This window comes from Pseudomonas sp. B21-031, from assembly GCF_024748985.1.
Taxonomy (GTDB): Bacteria; Pseudomonadota; Gammaproteobacteria; order Pseudomonadales; family Pseudomonadaceae; genus Aquipseudomonas; species Aquipseudomonas kermanshahensis.
The window spans coordinates 1852924-1871852 of the sequence record NZ_CP087181.1 but is presented as its reverse complement, the minus strand read 5'-3'; the positions used below and the strand labels follow the sequence as shown (position 1 = coordinate 1871852).

The window sequence follows — 18929 nt, the reverse complement described above, 5'->3', positions numbered from 1 at the left end:
TCACCATGCTGCACAAACACCTGCTGACCCTCGGGCTACTGGCTATCACTGGCCTGGCCCAGGCCGCCTGGGCCCTCGATGTCTACCGCGACCCCAACTGCGGCTGCTGCAAGGCCTGGATCAGCCACCTGCGCGACAACGGCTTCACCGTCAACGACCACGTCGAACCGAACATGAGCGCAGTCAAGCAACGCCTGGGCGTGGCACCGCGCCTGGCGTCGTGCCATACCGGGGTGATCAACGGCAAGTTCGTCGAAGGCCATGTGCCGGCCGAACAGGTCCGCCTGCTGGCCAAACGCAACGACCTCAAGGGCCTGGCCGTCCCCGGCATGCCCATGGGCTCGCCGGGCATGGAAATGGGTGACCACAAAGACGCCTACCAGGTCATCGGTGTGACCCAGGATGGCCAGGACACCGTGGTCGCCAACTACTGATGCTCAGCGAATGGGCGCTGTTCCTCAGCGCCTTCGGCGCCGCCACCCTGTTGCCGTTGCAATCGGAGGCCGTGCTGGTTGGTTTGCTGCTGCGCCAGCCCGACGCCTGGCCGACCTTGTTGCTGGTGGCCACCTTGGGCAATGTACTCGGCTCGGTGGTCAACTGGGTATTGGGCCGGGCCATCGAGCACCTGCGTGACAAGCGCTGGTTCCCGTTCAGCGCCCGCCAACTCGAACGTGCGCAACAACGCTACCAGCGCTGGGGGCAGTGGTCGCTGCTGCTCAGCTGGATGCCAGTGATCGGCGACCCGCTGACCCTGATCGCGGGGATCATGCGTGAGCCCTTCTGGCGCTTTGTGCTGCTGGTGACCCTGGCCAAGGCCGGCCGTTACGCCGTGGTGGCGATGATCACCCTGGGCTGGTTTCACGCCTGGTAACACCTTTGCCGCTTCAGGCGGTCAACTGGCTGTTACAGTCGCCAATTCCTACATGGCCCTACACGGAGTGCCCCCATGCTGCGCGCAACCGCCCTGGCCCTTGCCTGCCTTGTCGGCGGCCCGGCCTTTGCTGCCGAGTCACCCACCTACGGCAAACAACTCGAAGGGTTCAGCTACCCTCACCCGCTCAAACATTTCGACTTCAGCTCCCAGGGCCAAGCCCTGCAGATGGGCTACATGGACGTACCCGCCCAAGGCCAGGCCAATGGCCACAGCGTGGTGCTGATGCATGGCAAGAACTTCTGCGCCGCCACCTGGGAAACCACCATCAATGCCCTGAGCAAAGCCGGCTACCGGGTCATCGCCCCTGACCAGATCGGCTTCTGCACCTCAAGCAAACCTGCGTATTACCAGTACAGCTTCCAGCAGTTGGCGGACAACACCCACGCCTTGCTCGACCAGCTGGGCGTCAAGCAAGCCATCGTGCTTGGCCACTCCACCGGCGGCATGCTCGCCACCCGCTATGCGTTGATGTACCCGCAGCAAGTCGAACGCCTGGCGATGGTCAACCCGATTGGCCTGGAAGACTGGAAGGCCCTGGGCGTCCCCTACCGTACGGTGGACCAGTGGTATGCACGGGAGCTCAAGCTCGACGCCGCAGGGGTGCGTGAGTATGAGCGCAAGACCTATTACGCCGGCCGCTGGAAGCCGGAGTACGAGCGCTGGGTACAGATGCTGGTGGGGCTCAACCAAGGGCCGGGGCATGAAGCAGTGGCGTGGAACTCGGCGTTGATCTACGACATGATTTTCACCCAACCGGTGTACCACGAGTTCAAGGACCTGAAGATGCCGACCCTGTTGCTGATCGGTGACCAGGACACCACGGCCATCGGCAGCGACATCGCGCCGCCAGAGGTCAAAGCACGCTTGGGCAAGTACCAGGTGCTGGGGCCGCAAGTGGCCAAGCTGATCCCCCAGGGTGAACTGGTGACGTTCGAGGGTATGGGCCACGCGCCGCAGATCGAAGAGCCGATGCGGTTCAACCGGACGTTGGTCGAGTGGTTGGGGCGCTGATTCAGCTAGCCCCCAACCTACTGAGTGGGCGCAACTGCCTTGGGCAAAATCTCAACTTATGCGCGATCACTGTGGGAGCGGGCTTGCCCGCGAACACGGGCGCAGCCCGTGCCATCCATCGCGTCGCTCCCACAGGGGCTTAGCAAAAGCGTTGCAACTGCATCTCGCGTAAGCGGCTCAAGGTGCGTTGATACGGGAACGCCAGGTACCCTTGGGTATAAAGCGCGTCAAGCGGCACCTGCGCCTCCAGGTACAGCGCCACCCGGCGGTCGTAGCATTCGTCGACCAGGGCAATGAACCGGCGCACCGCATCGTCCTTGGGCGACAGCGCCGGCAGCTCCCGGTCCCCTGCCGCGACCCGCGCCGCACCATCCTCGGTACCGCGCGCAATCCGCCCAGCCCGTTGCTCGCCACCTAACGCCGGCACACCCTCCAGCAGAATCGACGGGAAACGGTCACACAGGGCCATGAACTCCATCGCCGCCAAGGGCTGCTCGCAGAGGTCGGTGAAACGGCACCAGATGGCGTGCGCGCTGCGCCGGATGACGTTTATTTGCCTTGAGCCAATGGCCAACGGCTGCTCGCTGCCAGGGTCAGCCGGGCTGAGTTGGCGGAACACCTCACCCAGCACGCCGCGCTCACCGGCCTCAGTGACCCAGTAACGCTGTCGCACAGCGCCCGGATGCAGGCGATGATCCTGCTCGCCGGCCACCGACAACACCCGCATGTGCCGTTCGATGGCGGCAATGGCGGGCAGGAAGCGGTCACGGTTGAAGCCATCGCGGTAGAGTTGGTCGGGCGGTTGGTTGGAGGTGGCGACAATCACCACGCCCTGGTCGAACAACACCTGGAACAGGCGGCCGAGGATAATCGCGTCACCGATGTCATTGACGAACAACTCGTCGAAGCACAGCACGCGGATCTCCCGGGCCAGTTCACGGGCCAGGGCCAACAGCGGGTCGGCGGTGCCGTTGAGCTGGAACAGGCGCTGGTGCACCCAAGCCATGAAATGGTGAAAGTGCTGGCGCCGGCTGGGGTGTTGCAGGCAGCGGTGGAACTGGTCCATCAGCCAAGTCTTGCCCCGGCCGACAGGGCCCCAGAGGTAGACACCCTGGCTCGGGCGGCCCTGTTCGATCGCCTCGAAACAGGCCTGTAACGCATCGACTGCGTGGGCCTGGGCGGGGTCATGGACATAGCCTTGGTCGGTCAGGGCTTGTTGGTAGAGGGTCTGCGGCTGGGCGGTCATGCCGCATTATCGGTACTGTCTCCATTGCCGGCAAGCCAACGCCGCACCTGAGTAGGAGCAGCCTTGTGCTGCGAAGTGGCCAGTGCAGGCCACAACTATGTAAGTGTCACCACCGGCCTCTTCGCAGCGCAAGGCTGCTCCTACACGAACCGTGCATGGCGAAAACCAGCGCTTCAGCCATCGCCCAGCCCCACTTTCAACAGCGCCCCGTCCTTGTCATCGGTCAACACGTACAGGTACCCATCCGGGCCTACCCGCACATCTCGGATACGCGCCTTGAGGTCCCCCAGCAAACGCTCTTCGTGCACCACCTTGTCGCCCTTGAGCTGAAGGCGGATCAATTGCTGGGTCGCCAGCGCCCCAATGAACAGGTTGTGGTCCCAGGCCTTGAACGTCGGGCTGTCATAAAACGCCATGCCGCTGATGCCAGGGGACTTCTCCCAGACATGGTGCGGGTCGACCATGCCATCGACGTGCTTGCCCTTGGCCTCCGGGATCGGCAGCAGCGAGTAATTGATGCCGTGGGTGGCAACCGGCCAGCCGTAGTTCTTGCCGGGCTGGGGAATGTTGATTTCGTCGCCGCCCCGTGGGCCGTGTTCGTGAGTCCAGAGCTTGCCAGTCCAAGGGTTGAGTGCTGCGCCCTGCTGATTGCGATGGCCAAACGACCAGATCTCGGGGCGCACGTTGTCTTTGCCAACGAAGGGGTTGTCTTTGGGCACTTCGCCGTCAGGCAAGATCCGCACGACCTTGCCTTGCAGCTTGTCGAGGTCCTGGGCAGTCGGCCGCTGGTTGTTTTCGCCCAGGGCAATGAACAGGTAACCGTCTCGGTCGAACACCAGGCGCGAACCGAAATGGTTGCCCACCGACAGCTTGGGCTGCTGACGGAAGATCACGGTGAAGTTTTCTAGCCGTGCGCGGTCTTCGGACAGCTGACCGCGGCCGACCGCCGTCCCTGCCTTGCCATCATTGCCCGCTTCGGCATAGGACAGGTAAACGGTGCGGTCCTTGCCGAACTCCGGCGACAACACCACGTCCAGCAACCCGCCCTGCCCTTCGGCCCAGACCTGAGGCACGCCACTGATGGGCGGGCCGACCTTGCCTTCGGCGTTGACTACCCGCAGGTTGCCGGGGCGCTCGGTCACCAGCATGTCCTTGCCGCCGGGCAAGAAAGCCAATGCCCAAGGGTTGCGCAGGCCATCGGCGACGGTGCTGACGGTCAATGGCCCTTCTTCGCTGGGGAACTGCTGCTCGGAAGCCGCGTGCGCCAACAGGGGCAGCAGCGCGGCGGCGGTCAAGGTGGTCAGCCAGGTAGCTCGGGTCATGCAGAATTCCTTTCGACGGGGCTTACGGCGCGCGTGGGTTATCGCGCGGCGGCCGGGTGGGTTCCAGATTGGGCGCTTGCTGTTGGCGGCGCAGGTTGTCGCCGTTGCCAATGCCGCGGTTGTCCAGCGAGGGCGTGCGCTGGTAGGGGTCGGTGGACGGGCCACGCACGGGCGGTGTGGCCGGCATGCTGCCCTGGCGGCTATTGGGGTTGGCGCGCTGGATCGGGCTGTTGTAGGGGTTGTTGTTGCTGGCCGCGAGTTGCAAGGGCGCAACCGGCGCTGCGCGCGCGGGCAGGCACAACGCCAGGCCGATGGCCAGGATTGGCAGTGCTAGGTTCATGCTTCACCTCCTGTACGAAATGCCGCGCCTTGTGCGTTGGATAGCCTAAGGCGCGAGGGGTTCGCGGCAAAAGTGTGAAAGCGGCTGGAGATAATTCCTGATGTTTCAGTATGGACCCCAAGGGGCTGCAGCGCAGCCCCGCCGGGCTCATTGGCCGCTGCGGAAGGCCATCCACAGGCGGTTACGCTGGCGCAAGTCGGACAGCGCCATGCTGCGGTCGGCGTACAGCCGTTGACGCACCTGGGCTGGCGGGTAGATGTCCGGGTCGTTGCGCACGGCAGCGTCGACCAAGGGGGTGGCCGCTTGGTTGGCATTGGCGAAGAACAGCGTGTTGGTCAGCGCGGCGACCGAGTCCGGCTTGAGCATGAAGGCGATGAACGCGCGGGCTGCCTCCGGGTGAGGCGCATCCTTGGGGATGACCAGGTTGTCCTGCCAGACCAGGGTGCCTTCCTGGGGGATGCGGTAGATCAGCTCGAACGGTTTGCCAGCACGGCGTGCCTGGTCGGCGGCCATCGCCGCATCACCGTTGTAGGTCAGCGCCAGGCACACGCTGCCATTGGCCAGGTCGCTGATCTGCCGGCCGTTGGCAACATAGCGCACAGAGGGCTGCAGCTGGTTCAGCAGTGCCTGCGCGGCGTCCAGGTCGGCCTTGTTCTGGCTGTAAGGGTCCTTGCCCAGGTAGTTCAAGGTCAGGCCGATCACTTCCTGCGGCGAGTCGGGCATGGCGATGCCGCAATCCTTCAGGCGGCTGGCGTACTCCGGTTTGAACAACAGGTCGAGGCTGTCCAGCGGCACATCGCCCAGGCGCTGGCGCACGGCCTCGACATTCACCCCCAGGCCCAGCGTGCCCCAGGTGTAAGGCACCGCGTAGCGGTTGCCGGGGTCGGCCTCGGCCAGTTTGGCCAGCAAGTCCTTGTCGAGGTTGGCATAGCCGGGCATGGCCTGGGCATCGAGCGGCTGCAGGGCCTTGGCCTTGAGCGCCCGGGCCAGCACGGTGGATGACGGCACCACCACGTCGTAGCCGCTGCCACCGGTCAGCAGCTTGGTCTCCAGCACCTCGGTGGTGTCAAAGGTGTCGTAGCGTACCTTGTAGCCCGTTTCGCGCTCGAAGCGCTGGAGGGTTTGCGGGGCGACATAGTCGGCCCAGCTGTAGAGGTTGACGACCTTCTCCTGGGCTTGCAGCGGCAGGGCCAGGCACAGGGACAGCAGGCACAGCGATCGACGCATGACGGACACCTCGGCAAAGGGAGCTGTCCGTCACTGTAGCCCACACCACTCGCGCCATGCTCGATTCGGGTAGGAGCAGCCTTGCGCTGCGAAGAGGCCAGTGGCAACAGCATAGATTTCCGCTGCCTGCACCGGCCTCTTCGCAGCACAAGGCTGCTCCTACCTGAAACCCGCCATAGCTGTCAGTAAGCCATGCTCCAGGTCAGGGTGTAGGTGCGCCCACGGCCCTGGTAGTCATACAGGTACGCTGGGCCATAGGTCGGTGCGTAGAACAACTAGTCCAGACAACTCGCGCCATGCTCGATTCGGGTAGGAGCAGCCTTGCGCTGCGAAGAGGCCAGTGACAACAGCATAGATTTCCGCTGCTTGCACCGGCCTCTTCGCAGCACAAGGCTGCTCCTACCTGAAACCCGCCATAGCTGTCAGTAAGCCATGCTCCAGGTCAGGGTGTAGGTGCGCCCACGGCCCTGGTAGTCATACAGGTACGCTGGGCCATAGGTCGGTGCGTAGAACAACTAGTCCAGACAACTCGCGCCATGCTCGATTTGGGTAGGAGCAGCCTTGCGCTGCGAAGAGGCCAGTGACAACAGCATAGATTTTCGCTGCCTGCACCGGCCTCTTCGCAGCACAAGGCTGCGCCTACCTGAAACTCGGCATAGCTGTCAGTAAGCCATGCTCCAGGTCAGGGTGTAGGTGCGCCCACGGCCCTGGTAGTCATACAGGTACGCTGGGCCATAGGTCGGTGCATAGAACAACGTCGCCCGCTGTCCCCAGACCGTGCTGTACTGCTTGTCCAGCAAGTTCTGGATGCCTGCGCTGAAGGTGCCGAAGCCGGTTTCCTGGCTGCCCAGCAGGTCGAAGGTGGTGTAGCCGTCGATCTCGTGGTCGGCATCGTCCTTGAGGGTGAACGCATGGTTGGCCTGCAGGCGGGCACTGCGGCCATCGCCCTTCCAGCCAACAAACGCCGTGGACTTGGACAGCGACGCGTAACGGGCATCGCGTTTCATCCAGCCACCGTCGACGTCTTCTTCCTCGGAGCGGGTCAGGTGCAGCGTACCCCCGGCTTCCCAACCGCTCTGGAAGTGGCGGGTCAACGCACCTTCGAAGCCAAAGTCACGGCTCTTCTGCTCTTCGACGTTGATGGTCAGCGTCTGCGAATCGACATTGATGATCTTGTCCGACCAGATGTAGTACAGCGCCGCCTGGGCGTCCCAATCCAGGTCGGCATAGCGCCAGCCCAGTTCGACCTGGCGGCTCTTGATGCCGGCCAGCGGGTTGTCGGCAACGCTCAAACCCGGCTTGCCGTAATACTTGGCCGGGTCCGGCAGGTCGAAACCTTCACCGTAGTTGGTCCACACCTGATGGCCATTTTTGAAGTCGTAGAGGGCGCCGACGTTGTACAGGTTGACCTGGTAATCGTTGCTGCCGCCGGGTACGCCTTTGAACTCGCTGACATCCACGTCCATCTGCTGGCGCCGGGCGCCGCCGGACAAGGTCAGGTTGTCGGTGGCATGCCAATCGAGCTGGGCGTACACCGACACACCGTCAACCCGGTAGCTGGGGTAACGCGCGGCCTTGCTGGCCTTTTCCATGTCCAGGCCACCGCTTTCGGATGAGGTCAGGGCATCGAAGGTGGTCTGTTCGGCGTTGAAGCGCTCGCGGTCCAGGTCGACGCCGTAGGTCAGCTTGAGCGTGTCCCACTGCTTGGCGAACAGGCCTTTGAGGCTAGTGACTTCGAAGTTCTGTTGTGATGCGGCGAAGTACACCCCGCGCGAACCGGTGGGTGTGGCGCGGTTGTAGTACGGGAACGGGTAGAAGTTGTCGTCTTCCTTGCGGTACGAGGCCTGCAGGTAGAAGTCTTGGCCCAGCACATCGGTGTGATGGTAGTTGGCGTTGAGCAACAGTCGCCGGGTACGTGGCTCCAGATCAGAGGAATAGCCACTGCGCAGCTCGGCGTCTTCCAGGTCAGAAGGGGCGTTGTAGTTGAGGTTGGGGAAGTAGATGCCGGTGCTGCCGTGGTTGCCCGAGTCGTAGTACTGGGCCAGCAAGTCCAGGCTCTGCTCATCGGTCAGCGTCAGCCCCAGGGTGCCGAGCACGTCGATGGTGCGGTTGTATTGCAGGTCGGTCTGGGTATTGTCGATGAAGATCTGATCGCCAGCGCCGTCATAGAAGGCTTCGTTCTGTTCGCCGGAAATACCAAGGCGGGCACTGACCCGCTCGTTGCCGCCGCTGATCGACTGGGCGATGCGGGTAGCCAGGTCATCACTGTTGTTGAAGCCGCTGCTGGCACCCAGCTGGGTCTCGAAGCGGGCCGGGCCGGGCTCGCCCTTCTTGGTCACGATGTTGATGATGCCGCCGGTGGCGCCGCCGCCGTAAAGGGCGCTGGCCCCCGACAGCACTTCGACACGCTCGACGTTGAACGGCGAAATGCTGTCGAACTGGCGCGACAGGCCGCGCGAGCTGTTCTGGCTGACCCCGTCGATCATCACCAGCACATTGCGCCCGCGCATGTTCTGGCCATAGTTGGTGCGCCCTTCTGGCGCCAGGTCCAGGCCAGGTACCAGCTTGCCGATGGCTTCCTTGAGGCTCACTCCGCTGTCGATCTGCTCACGCAGCTGCTGCTGGTCGACCACCCAGACGGTGCCAGGGATTTCGCTGATCGCCGTGCTGGTGCGCGAGGCCACACTGACCTCGATGGGCTTGAGGTTGACAGCCTGCGGCGCGGCGTCCACCTTGCGCAGGGTGACCGTGCGGGCATCGCTGAACTGCCAACTCATGCCACTGCCCGCCAGCAACTGCTGCAGTGCCTGCTCGATGCTGTAGCTGCCCTGCAGCGCCGGGCTGTTCAGGCCCGCGACATCGTGGGTGGTGTACAGCAGGTGCAACCCCGCCTGGTCGGCGAAGGCCGTCAGTGCCTGGTCCAGCGCCTGGGCAGGCAGGTCCAGCTGCACTTGGCGGGCTTCCACCGGAGCCTGTTGCGCACCACTTGAGGCCATCGCCTGCAAAGGGCCAGCCAGCATGGCCAAGGCAGTGCAAGACAACAAGGCGTGATGAAGGGGACCGCTGCGGCGGTGAAAAGGCTTGAGCGTAAGGGCCACGAATGAGCTTCCAGACAAGTCGTAAATGAGAATGGGTTGCTGATCAGTCCCACTACGACGATCTGGCCTGGCTGAACTTGCAGCGGCAGATGAAAAATATTTAGATTATTTTTACAGGCTCAGTGCACCACGGCCAGCCAGGGTAGATAGGTGACCTGCAGGCCATAACGTTGCTCAAGGGTGCGCAGCAGCGCCTGGGGTTCATCGAGGTCGAATACACCGCTGACTTCCAGTGCGGCCAGCTTGGTGTCAGACAGCAGAATGCGCCCCTGTTGGTAGCGCTCGAGCTCCGCCAGCACCTGCCCCAGCGGCTTGCCGTTGAAGATCAGCTTGCCGCGCTGCCAGGCGGTCTGTGCACTGGCGTCAGGCGACACCGGTACGCTGCGCTCACCCACCGTGGCTTCGCCCTGGGCCACCACCACGCGGCCATCCCGGCGCACGCTGAAGGTCGCGCCCGTACCGCGCACCGCCTCGCCTGCACTATCGACCACAAAGGGCCGTGGGTCACTGGCCGTCTCGAACAAGGCTTCGCCAGCATTGAGCACCACGCGGCGCTCGCGGTCGGTGAACGCGACGGTCAAGGCACTGCCGCTGTTCAGCAGTACCCGCGAGCCATCGGCCAGGGTCACCGCCTGCCGTTGCCCGAGGCCTGTGTGGTAGTCCGCCAGCCAGATAGGCGCCTGCTGCCAGCCGGTATAACCCGCGACCAACAGCGCCAGCGATGCTGCCAGGCCTGCGGCCCAGTGCCGTTTGGGTCGGGCAGGCGGTGCCGCGACAACCTGAGCGGTTGGGGTGTGGCCGATGTCCAGCCACAGTGCCTCTGCCTCACGCGCGGCCTCGGCATGCGCCGGGCTCAATGCGCACCAGCGCTGGTAGCGCGCGTGGTCAGCCGCGCTGGCGTTGCCCGAATGCAACAACACCTGCCAATCGAGGGCATCGTCAGAGAGGTCGCTGAGCGGTTGGGCGGCTGGCATGGCATAAGGCTCAGTCATGGTTGTGTTTGAGCCAGTCACGGCAATGGCGCAGCGCCTGGCCGATGTATTTTGCCACCATGCTCTCGGAAACGCCCAACCGTTGTGCGATCTGCGCCTGGGTCAGGCCTTCGACGCGGTTGAGCAACAGGGCCTGGCGGGCATTGCTGGACAGTTGCAACAGCGCCTCATCGAGTATCTGCAAGCGCTCGCGGGCGAGCAGCGTGGCCTCGGGCGCAGGCGCCGGGCAGGCCACTTCACCGGTACCCTCGGCGTCCTCGTGGCGGGCGGCGATACGCTGTTCACGGCGCAACGCATCGATCGCCAGGTTGCCCGCCACCCGGAAAATGAAGCTGCGTGCATGCAGCACCGGCACGGCCTGCTCGTCGATCTTCACCAGCTTCAGGTATGTCTCCTGCGCGACGTCGGCAGCACGCTGCCGGTCGCTCATGCGCCGAGTCAGGAACAGCAAGAGGTCGTCGTAGTGCTCCTGGAAACTCGCCAGCAGACCAGACACGGGAGACGTCAGCATGGGGTAGGAGAAAGGCCAGTAAGAGGAATTATCGGGCGTTAATGAGAAACAGTATCTTTCATTAGACGCGCTACTTTCAACGTCAACGCGCATTTGCCACACTGGCGGTTGAATTCTTCAGGCAAGGTTGCAACCCATGACTGCCCGATTGCACCGCTGGTTGCTGATACTGCTGATGGCTTACGGCCTCAGTGCCTGCGCCTTGTTTCAGGCGCGTGACCCACTGAATATCAACGTGATTGGTATCGAGCCACTGCCTAGGCAGGAGCTGGAACTGCGCATGGCGGTGAAAATACGTGTGCAGAACCCCAACGAAACCGCGATCGATTACAACGGTATTGCGCTCGACCTGCAGGTGAACGGCCAGCCGCTGGCCGCCGGTGTGAGCGACCAGCAGGGCCACATAGGCCGTTTCGACGAGGCGGTAATCGTGGTGCCGGTGAGCGTGACCGCGTTCTCTTTCCTGCGCCAGGCCTATGGCCTGGGCCAGCGGAGTTCGCTGCAAGGGCTACCCTATGTACTGCGCGGCAAATTGGCCGGTGGGCTGCTGGGCACCGTGCGCTTCACCGATGAGGGCACGCTGGACCTGCCCAAGGCAGCCGGGACTTACTGGTAGAACACTCAGCGATTGCTGTTGGCGGCGGCCATCATCTTGTTGACTTCGCTGCGCACCATGCTGGCGTACTCAGGCGGCGACATGGCCTCAAGTTCAGCCCGCACCCATTCCGCCCATTTGCCCTTGCGCCGAGGCTTTTCGGAGATAAGCCGGGCGGCTTCGCCCTTGGCCTTGCCCAGGTTGCTCTGCCACAGTTCGAACAACCGCGCCTTCTCTGCCTCGATCTGCGCCCGTTCCTCGAAGCTCTTGTTGGCCAGATTGAAACTCATGAAGGTACCTGCCTGCTGAAAATGGCCGCTATCTTACACCGTAGCGACGCGTCATCGGAAAGCCGGCGCAACTTTCCCGACGCACCGGCATCCATTGTTCACCCCCCCATTGACGAGGATGAGTTCATGGCCCGAAAAAACGCCGTACAAGCCGCCAGCGATCAGATCAAGGATCAGGTCTTCAGCGAACTGCAGTCACTGATCGAAGAATCCGAAAAGCTGCTCAACGACAGCGCTGCCCTGGTTGGCGAGGAGGCCGAAACCCTGCGCGCGCAAGTCAGCCTCAAACTGCGCCAGGCTCGCCAGGCCGCGAGTAACGTCCGTGACAAGGCTCAACCGGTGGTGGATGCCACCCAGGACTACATCGGCGGCCACCCTTGGCAGACCGTCGCGGTGTCCGCAGGCTTCGGCCTGGTGGTCGGCCTGTTGCTGGGTCGCCGCTACTAAGCCCATTTAATGAACGCAGTGCCGCCTGAACGTTTTCAGGCGGCCTGCGCCATTGGAATGCCGCTATGAAAGCGCAGTTCCTGGTCCGGTGACTGGATCAGCTCGGCTTCTGCCTCACGTACCAGCTCAACCCTGCGGGCGATGTCCGCTTCTTCGCCGTACTGATGGGCCAGCTTCAGGTAGCCCTGGTAATGGCGCGCTTCACTCTTCAGCAGGCCGTGGTAGAACGTGCCCAGCTCTTCATCCAAGTGCGGCACCAGCGCGGCAAAGCGCTCGCAACTGCGGGCTTCGATAAACGCCCCCACCACCAAGGTATCCACCAGCTTGACCGGCTCGTGGGCACGTACCAGGCGGCGCAAGCCGGAGGCATAACGCCCGGCCGACACCGGCCGCAAGGGCACGCCCCGGCGCTTCATCAGGCGCAGCACCTGTTCATGGTGCACCAGCTCTTCACGGGCCAGGCGCGACATCATGTTGATCAGGTCCAGGTGCGTGTTGTACTTGGCGATCAGGCTCAGGGCGGTGCTGGCGGCCTTGAACTCGCAGTTCTTGTGGTCGATCAGCAGGGTTTCCTGGTCGGCAAGCGCCGCTTCGATCCAGGCATCTGGGGTCGGGCAGCCAAGAAAGGCGTCGATTTCGGGGATCAAGGACATAAGCGTGCAACCAGACAGAACAGGCAGGGCCGGCGATTATACCGGCGGCAACCGGCAGCGCCAGTGACTATGCTTGATGTACATCAAGCGGCGACGGGTGAGACGCCGACTATAGTCAGCCACTGGTCGCCATCTTTGAACGGAGCTCACGCCCATGCAAGCCGTCCGCAGCATCCTCGTCGTCCTCGACCCCGCGCATGCCCACAGCCGGGCGTTGACCCGTGCCAAGCTGATCGCAAGCGTGACCGGCGCGCGCCTGCACCTGTTGATGTGCGACAAAAAGCAGGATCACAGTGCGTTGCTCAGCCTGCTGAGCAGCCAGTTGCACGATGACGGATACGACAACGTCACGCATGAGGCAGCCTGGCGTGACAACCTGCACGACACCATCATCTATGTGCAGCAAGCCGAGGGCTGCGAGCTGGTCATCAAGGAGCATCGGCCAGACAACCCACTGAAAAAGGCATTGCTGACCCCCAGCGACTGGAAACTGCTGCGCCAGTGCCCCAGCGCAGTGCTGATGGTGAAAAGCGAGCGGCCCTGGACCGGCGGGGTGATTCTGGCGGCGGTGGATGTCGGCAACCAGGATGAGGACCACCGCCGGTTGCACGCGAGCATCATCGACCATGGCTATGCCATTGCCGGCCTGGCCAAAGGCAATTTGCACGTTATCAGCGCACACCCCTCCCCCATGCTGTCCGCCTCGGACCCGACCTACCAGCTCAGCGAGACCATCGCCGAACGCTACCGGGAAGCCTGCCGCGCGTTTCAGGCCGAGTTCGACATCAGCGATGACCGCCTGCATGTCGCCGAAGGCCCAGCGGATGTGCTGATTCCCTACACCGAGAAAAAATACGATGCTGTGGTGACGGTGATCGGCACGGTGGCCCGCACCGGTATTTCCGGTGCATTGATCGGTAATACCTCCGAGGTGGTGCTCGATTCACTCGAAGGGGATGTGCTGGTGCTCAAGAGCGAAGAAGCGATTGCCCACCTGACTGAGCTTGCCCGCGGTTGAAGCATGCGTAGCCCTTGTAGGAGCAGCCTTGCGCTGCGAAGAGGCCGGTGACAGCTCAGAGAATCTATGCTGCTATCACCGGCCTCTTCGCAGCACAAGGCTGCTCCTACAAATACAAAGGGCGGCGCGCTTACACCAGTGCCTCGCGCACTTTCGGGTCCAGCCCCTCCCCTGCATTGGCCTCGCTCCACGCCAGCAACTGCCGGCGCATCGCCGGCGTCCAGAAGCTCTGAATGTGCTGCCTTACCCCCTGCACCGCCAGCTGCCGGTTCGGTTCGCTGTCAAAATAATGGGCAATCTGGTTGGCCATCTTGACCAGGTTGTCACTGCTCATCGGCGCACCTCGGCTTTCTCTTGCTGTTCGGCAGTACGGCGCTCTTTGAGCAGGCGGCGCTGTTCGTCGCTGAAGTCCTGGTAACGCTTCTGCCATTCAGACGGGTGGAACACTTTCACCACCTCCACCGCCGTGACTTTGTATTCAGGGCAGTTGGTGGCCCAGTCGGAGTTGTCGGTGGTAATTACGTTAGCGCCCGACTCAGGGAAGTGGAACGTGGTGTACACCACCCCCGGCGCCACCCGCGCACTGACCTTGGCACGCAGTACCGTCTGCCCGGCGCGGCTGCCGATACCGACCCAATCGCCATCGCGGATGCCACGGCTTTCGGCGTCGGTGGGGTGCAGCTCAAGGCGGTCGGCGTCATGCCAGGCGACGTTGCCAGTGCGGCGGGTCTGGGCACCGACGTTGTACTGGCTGAGGATACGCCCGGTGGTCAGCAACAGCGGGTAGCGGCTGTTGACCTTCTCGTCGGTCGGCACGTAGCCGGTGAGCATGAAGCGCCCTTTGCCCCGCACGAACTGGTCGATATGCATGGTCGGCGTACCATCGGGCGCGGCATCGTTGCACGGCCACTGCAGGCTGCCATGGCGGTCGAGCTCGGCGTAGCTGACGCGGTGGAAGGTCGGCGTCAGGCGCGCGATCTCGTCCATGATCTCGGCCGGGTGGCGGTACTGCATCGGGTAGCCCAAGGCGTTGGCCAGGGCCACGGTCGCTTCCCAGTCAGCTTTGCCAGCCAGGGGCTCCATGACCTTGCGCACCCGCGAGATACGGCGTTCGGCGTTGGTAAAGGTGCCGTCCTTTTCAAGGAACGAACTGCCCGGCAGGAACACGTGGGCGAACTTGGCCGTCTCGTTGAGGAAGATGTCCTGCACCACCACGCATTCCATGGCCAGCAAGGCGGCCGTGACGTGCTGGGTGTTGGGGTCGCTCTGGGCGATGTCCTCACCCTGGCAGTACAGCGCCTTGAAGCTGCCATCCAGGGCCGCCTCGAACATGTTGGGGATGCGCAAGCCTGGGTCTGGCTGCAAGGTCACGCCCCAGGCCCGCTCGAACTCGGCACGCACACCTTCGTTGGAAATATGCCGGTAGCCGGGCAGCTCATGTGGGAACGAGCCCATGTCGCACGAGCCCTGCACGTTGTTCTGCCCCCGCAGCGGGTTCACCCCTACCCCTTCGCGGCCGATGTTGCCGGTGGCCATGGCCAGGTTGGCGATGCCCATCACGGCGGTGCTGCCCTGGCTGTGCTCGGTGACCCCCAGGCCGTAGTAGATGGCCGCGTTGCCACCGGTGGCGTAAAGCCGCGCGGCGGCGCGGATCTGCTCGGCAGGCACGCCACAGACCGGGCCAAGGACTTCTGGCGCATTCTCTGGCAGGCTGACGAAGTCGCGCCAGCGGGCGAAGTCCTCGGTCTCGCAGCGGGCGTCGATAAAGCGCTGGGCCAGCAAGCCTTCGTTGACAATCACATGGGCCAGGGCGTTGAGCATGGCCACGTTGGTGCCCGGGCGCAGTTGCAGGTGCAGCTCGGCGCGGGCGTGGGGCGAGTCGACCAGGTCGATACGCCGTGGGTCGATGACGATCAGCCGCGCGCCCTGGCGCAGGCGGCGTTTGAGCTGCGAGCCGAACACCGGGTGGGCATCGGTGGGGTTGGCGCCGATCACCAGCACCACGTCGGCCTGCATCACCGAATCGAAGCTCTGCGTGCCCGCCGATTCACCGAGGGTCTGCTTGAGGCCATAGCCCGTGGGCGAATGGCACACTCGCGCGCAGGTGTCGACGTTGTTGTTGCCGAACGCCGTACGCACCAACTTCTGTACCAGGTAGGCTTCTTCGTTGGTGCAACGGCTGGAGGTGATGCCGCCGATGGAATCACGCCCGTACTTGAGCTGAATGCGGCGGAACTCGCTGGCGGCGTAGGTTACCGCCTCGTCCCAGCTGACTTCTTGCCACGGGTCTTCGAGGCGCTTGCGGATCATTGGCTTGGTGATGCGGTCTGGGTGGGTGGCATACCCCCAGGCGAAGCGGCCTTTGACGCAGGCGTGGCCATGGTTGGCGCCGCCGTTCTTATCTGGGACCATGCGCACCAGCTGGTCGCCCTTCATCTCGGCACGGAACGAACAACCGACACCGCAATAGGCGCAGGTGGTAATCACCGCACGCTCAGGCTGGCCGAGCTGCACCAGGCTTTTTTCGGTCAAGGTCGCGGTTGGGCAGGCCTGTACGCAGGCGCCGCACGACACGCACTCCGAGGCCAGGAAGTTGTCCCCGCCAGCGGCCGCCACACGCGAGTCGAAGCCGCGGCCAGTGATGGTCAGGGCGAAGGTGCCCTGGATGTCTTCGCAGGCGCGCACGCAGCGGCTGCAGACGATGCACTTGCTCGGTTCATAGTCGAAGTACGGGTTGGAAACGTCCTTTTTCTCGGCGAGGTGATTGGCGCCGTCATAGCCGTAGCGGACCTCGCGCAGGCCGACCTGGCCGGCGACGGTCTGCAGTTCGCAGTTGCCGTTGGCCGTGCAGGTCAGGCAGTCGAGCGGGTGATCGGAGATGTACAGCTCCATCACATTGCGCCGCAACCCCGCCAGGCGAGGGGTTTCGGTGCGCACCACCATGCCTTCGCTGACCGGAGTGGTGCACGACGCCGGGTAACCGCGCATGCCTTCGATTTCCACCATGCACATGCGGCACGAACCGAACGCCTCGAGGCTGTCGGTGGCGCACAGTTTGGGGATGCTGGTACCAAGCATGGCGGCGGCGCGCATGACCGAGGTGCCAGCAGGCACGCTGATGGCACGGCCGTCGATGTTCAGGCTGACCTGCACCTCGCTGTCGCGTGCTGGGGTGCCAAGGTCGGTCTCGGGGTCGAAGAAATTGATCACTGCGCGGCCTCCGTGTGGGTCAGCCCGAAATCGGCGGGGAAGTACTTGAGCGCGCTGGCCACCGGGTAAGCGGTCATCCCGCCCATGGCGCACAGCGAGCCGTACTGCATCGTGTCGCACAGGTCGCGCAGCAGCAGGGCCTGGTCGTGGCGTTCGGTGAAATCGGTGGTGGCGATCAGTCGGTCCACCACCTCCATGCCACGGGTCGAGCCGATGCGGCACGGGGTGCACTTGCCGCACGATTCCTCGGCGCAGAACTGCAGGGCGAAGCGGGCCATGCTGGCCATGTTCAGGGTATCGTCAGCCACCACCACACCGCCGTGGCCGAGCATCGCGCCCATGGCAGCGAAGGCTTCATAGTCCAGCGGCGTGTCGAAGTGGCTGGGCGGCACCCAGGCCCCGAGCGGGCCGCCGACCTGTGCGGCCTTCAATGGCCGGCCGCTGGCGGTACCGCCACCGTAGCCTTCCACCAACTCGCGCAGGGTCAGGCCAAATGCACGCTCCACCAGGCCACCGTGGCGGATGTTGCCCGCCAGCTGGAACGGCATGGTGCCCAACGAACGGCCCATGCCGAAATCGCGGTAAAACGCCGCGCCCTTGGCCAGGATGATCGGCACCGACGCCAGGGTGAGCACGTTATGCACCAGCGTCGGCAAGCCGAACAGGCCCTGCAGGGCCGGCAGTGGCGGCTTGGCCCGGACGATCCCGCGCTTGCCTTCGAGCGATTCCAGCAACGCGGTTTCTTCGCCGCAGATATAAGCGCCAGCACCGACCCGGACTTCCAGGTCGAAGGCCTGGCCGCTGCCGGCCACGTCGTCGCCCAGGTAACCGGCGTCGCGTGCTATGGCAAAGGCCTGGTCGAGCACGCGAATGGCGTCCGGGTATTCCGAGCGCACGTAGATGTAGCCTTTGTCGGCCCCCACGGCGAGGCCAGCGATGATCATGCCTTCGATCAGCAGGAACGGGTCGCCTTCCATCAGCATGCGGTCGGCGAAGGTACCGGAGTCGCCTTCGTCGGCGTTGCAAACCACATACTTTTGCCCAGCCCCGGCATCGCGCACAGTGCGCCACTTGATACCCGCCGGGAACGCGGCGCCACCCCGGCCACGCAGGCCAGAGTCGAGCACAGCAGCGACCACCTCAGCACCGTCCAGTGCCACGGCGCGCTCCAGCCCGGCAAAACCGCCATGGGCGCGGTAGTCGTCCAGCGACAGCGGCCGGGTCACGCCGGCGCGGGCGAACAGCAGGCGTTGCTGGGATTTCAGATAAGGAATGTCTTCAACCGGCCCCAAGGCCAGGCCATGCGCCTGGGGCTGGCCGGCCAAGGCATCGAGTAGCGCCGGCACATCGTCCGCAGTCACCGGGCCGAAACCCTGGCGCCCTTGGACGCTGTCGCATTCGACCAGCGGCTCCAGCCAGTACAGCCCACGCGAACTGGTGCGCTGGATATCGACCGCCAACTGCCGGCGCTCGGCCTCGCGTTGCAGGGCCTCGGCAACCTGGTCGGCACCCACGGCACGGGCCACCGAATCGCAGGGGATGTACACCTTCAGCATGTTTCGCCCTCCAGGCAACCGTTCACCAGGGCACGCAGGCGCTCAGGCGTGAGCCGCGCGTGCAGTTGGCCGTCCAGTTCCAGCGCGGGCGAGCAGGCGCAGGCGCCCAGGCAATACACCGGGCGCAGGCTGATAGCGCCGTCGGCGCTGGTGCCATGGTCGTCCAGTGCCAGTTGGTCGCGCAGTTGCGCGGCCAGGGCCTCGGCGCCACGGCTCTGGCACGACTCGGCCCGGCACAGGCGCAGGGTATGGCGTGCCGGTGCGGTGGTGCGGAAATCGTGGTAGAAGCTGATCACCCCGCGCACCTCGGCCAGGCTGAGGTTCAGGGCATGGGCAATTTCAGGGACGGCGGCATCCGGCACGAAGCCGATGCCTTGCTGAATGGCGTGAAGGATCGGCAACAAGGCGCCGGGTGTGTCCTTTTCACGGGCCAGGATGCTGTGGATCAAAGGCAGGTGGAGCAGTTCATCAGGCATACA

18 protein-coding genes and 1 pseudogene are annotated in these 18929 nt (G+C 64.0%); 6 read left to right on the top strand and 13 right to left on the bottom strand.

The window, feature by feature from the left end; translation table 11 throughout:
- Positions 1–5 precede the first annotated feature (5 nt).
- The 3 genes from LOY53_RS08450 to LOY53_RS08440 all read left to right on the top strand — a co-directional run bounded on the left by LOY53_RS08450 (position 6) and on the right by LOY53_RS08440 (position 1945).
- Positions 6–434, top strand: coding sequence for a DUF411 domain-containing protein (locus LOY53_RS08450; protein ID WP_258703854.1), 429 nt, complete (start codon positions 6–8; stop codon positions 432–434).
- Positions 434–871, top strand: a complete 438-nt coding sequence (locus LOY53_RS08445) for a YqaA family protein (protein WP_258703853.1) — start codon at positions 434–436, stop codon at positions 869–871. Before LOY53_RS08450 ends, LOY53_RS08445 begins: the two co-directional genes overlap by 1 nt.
- Positions 872–946: 75 nt before the next feature.
- Positions 947–1945, top strand: a complete 999-nt coding sequence (locus LOY53_RS08440) for an alpha/beta fold hydrolase (protein ID WP_258703852.1) — start codon at positions 947–949, stop codon at positions 1943–1945.
- Positions 1946–2084: 139 nt separating this feature from the next.
- Here the strand turns inward: LOY53_RS08440 and zapE are convergent, their stop codons facing one another.
- From zapE to LOY53_RS08405, 7 genes and pseudogenes are all read right to left on the bottom strand, one after another.
- Positions 2085–3191, bottom strand: a complete 1107-nt coding sequence (zapE, locus tag LOY53_RS08435; protein ID WP_252827233.1) for a cell division protein ZapE — start codon at positions 3189–3191, stop codon at positions 2085–2087.
- 173 nt (positions 3192–3364) lie between these two features.
- Positions 3365–4513 carry a PQQ-dependent sugar dehydrogenase gene (locus LOY53_RS08430; RefSeq protein ID WP_252827232.1) on the bottom strand — a complete coding sequence of 383 codons (1149 nt, stop codon included), beginning with the start codon at positions 4511–4513 and terminating at the stop codon, positions 3365–3367.
- A gap of 22 nt (positions 4514–4535) precedes the next feature.
- On the bottom strand, positions 4536–4853 hold the full coding sequence (locus LOY53_RS08425; RefSeq protein WP_027596572.1) for a hypothetical protein: 318 nt from the start codon (positions 4851–4853) through the stop codon (positions 4536–4538).
- Between the two features lie 147 nt (positions 4854–5000).
- Positions 5001–6080: an extracellular solute-binding protein gene (locus tag LOY53_RS08420; protein ID WP_085274169.1), complete on the bottom strand. Its 1080-nt coding sequence runs from the start codon at positions 6078–6080 to the stop codon at positions 5001–5003.
- A 662-nt stretch (positions 6081–6742) separates the two neighbouring features.
- On the bottom strand, positions 6743–9100 hold the full coding sequence (locus tag LOY53_RS08415) for a TonB-dependent receptor (protein WP_408981355.1): 2358 nt from the start codon (positions 9098–9100) through the stop codon (positions 6743–6745).
- 197 nt (positions 9101–9297) lie between these two features.
- The gene (locus LOY53_RS08410; protein ID WP_252827230.1) at positions 9298–10170 is read right to left on the bottom strand and encodes a FecR domain-containing protein; all 873 of its coding nucleotides are present in this window, start codon (positions 10168–10170) and stop codon (positions 9298–9300) included.
- 4 nt (positions 10171–10174) lie between these two features.
- Positions 10175–10681 (bottom strand): annotated as a pseudogene (locus tag LOY53_RS08405) (RNA polymerase sigma factor); the annotation flags it as partial.
- 136 nt (positions 10682–10817) lie between these two features.
- Here LOY53_RS08405 and LOY53_RS08400 point away from each other — a divergent pair.
- Complete coding sequence (locus LOY53_RS08400) at positions 10818–11297, top strand: LEA type 2 family protein (RefSeq protein WP_258703850.1); 480 nt, start codon at positions 10818–10820, stop codon at positions 11295–11297.
- Positions 11298–11302: 5 nt separating this feature from the next.
- On the opposite strand, the gene LOY53_RS08395 is transcribed toward LOY53_RS08400, so the two are convergent.
- Positions 11303–11566, bottom strand: coding sequence for a hypothetical protein (locus tag LOY53_RS08395; RefSeq protein ID WP_027596578.1), 264 nt, complete (start codon positions 11564–11566; stop codon positions 11303–11305).
- A 126-nt stretch (positions 11567–11692) separates the two neighbouring features.
- Here LOY53_RS08395 and LOY53_RS08390 point away from each other — a divergent pair, with 126 nt between their 5' ends.
- Positions 11693–12013, top strand: coding sequence for a YqjD family protein (locus LOY53_RS08390; protein ID WP_027596579.1), 321 nt, complete (start codon positions 11693–11695; stop codon positions 12011–12013).
- Positions 12014–12048: 35 nt separating this feature from the next.
- On the opposite strand, the gene LOY53_RS08385 is transcribed toward LOY53_RS08390, so the two are convergent.
- Positions 12049–12666 (bottom strand): tRNA-(ms[2]io[6]A)-hydroxylase, encoded by a 618-nt coding sequence (locus LOY53_RS08385; protein WP_027596580.1) that lies wholly within the window; start codon positions 12664–12666, stop codon positions 12049–12051.
- Between the two features lie 154 nt (positions 12667–12820).
- Here LOY53_RS08385 and LOY53_RS08380 point away from each other — a divergent pair, with 154 nt between their 5' ends.
- Positions 12821–13684: a universal stress protein gene (locus tag LOY53_RS08380; RefSeq protein ID WP_258703849.1), complete on the top strand. Its 864-nt coding sequence runs from the start codon at positions 12821–12823 to the stop codon at positions 13682–13684.
- Between the two features lie 130 nt (positions 13685–13814).
- Here the strand turns inward: LOY53_RS08380 and LOY53_RS08375 are convergent, their stop codons facing one another.
- From LOY53_RS08375 to LOY53_RS08360, 4 genes are read right to left on the bottom strand one after another with little or no spacing between them, the layout of a single operon-like run.
- The gene (locus LOY53_RS08375; RefSeq protein WP_085274167.1) at positions 13815–14018 is read right to left on the bottom strand and encodes a formate dehydrogenase subunit delta; all 204 of its coding nucleotides are present in this window, start codon (positions 14016–14018) and stop codon (positions 13815–13817) included.
- Entirely contained in the window at positions 14015–16894 is a 2880-nt protein-coding gene (fdhF, locus tag LOY53_RS08370) for a formate dehydrogenase subunit alpha (RefSeq protein WP_258703848.1), read from the bottom strand. Before fdhF ends, LOY53_RS08375 begins: the two co-directional genes overlap by 4 nt.
- Entirely contained in the window at positions 16891–18450 is a 1560-nt protein-coding gene (locus tag LOY53_RS08365) for an NADH-quinone oxidoreductase subunit NuoF (protein ID WP_258703847.1), read from the bottom strand. The genes fdhF and LOY53_RS08365 overlap by 4 nt, the downstream gene beginning before the upstream one ends.
- Positions 18444–18926, bottom strand: a complete 483-nt coding sequence (locus LOY53_RS08360) for a formate dehydrogenase subunit gamma (RefSeq protein WP_252827226.1) — start codon at positions 18924–18926, stop codon at positions 18444–18446. The genes LOY53_RS08365 and LOY53_RS08360 overlap by 7 nt, the downstream gene beginning before the upstream one ends.
- Positions 18927–18929 lie beyond the last annotated feature (3 nt).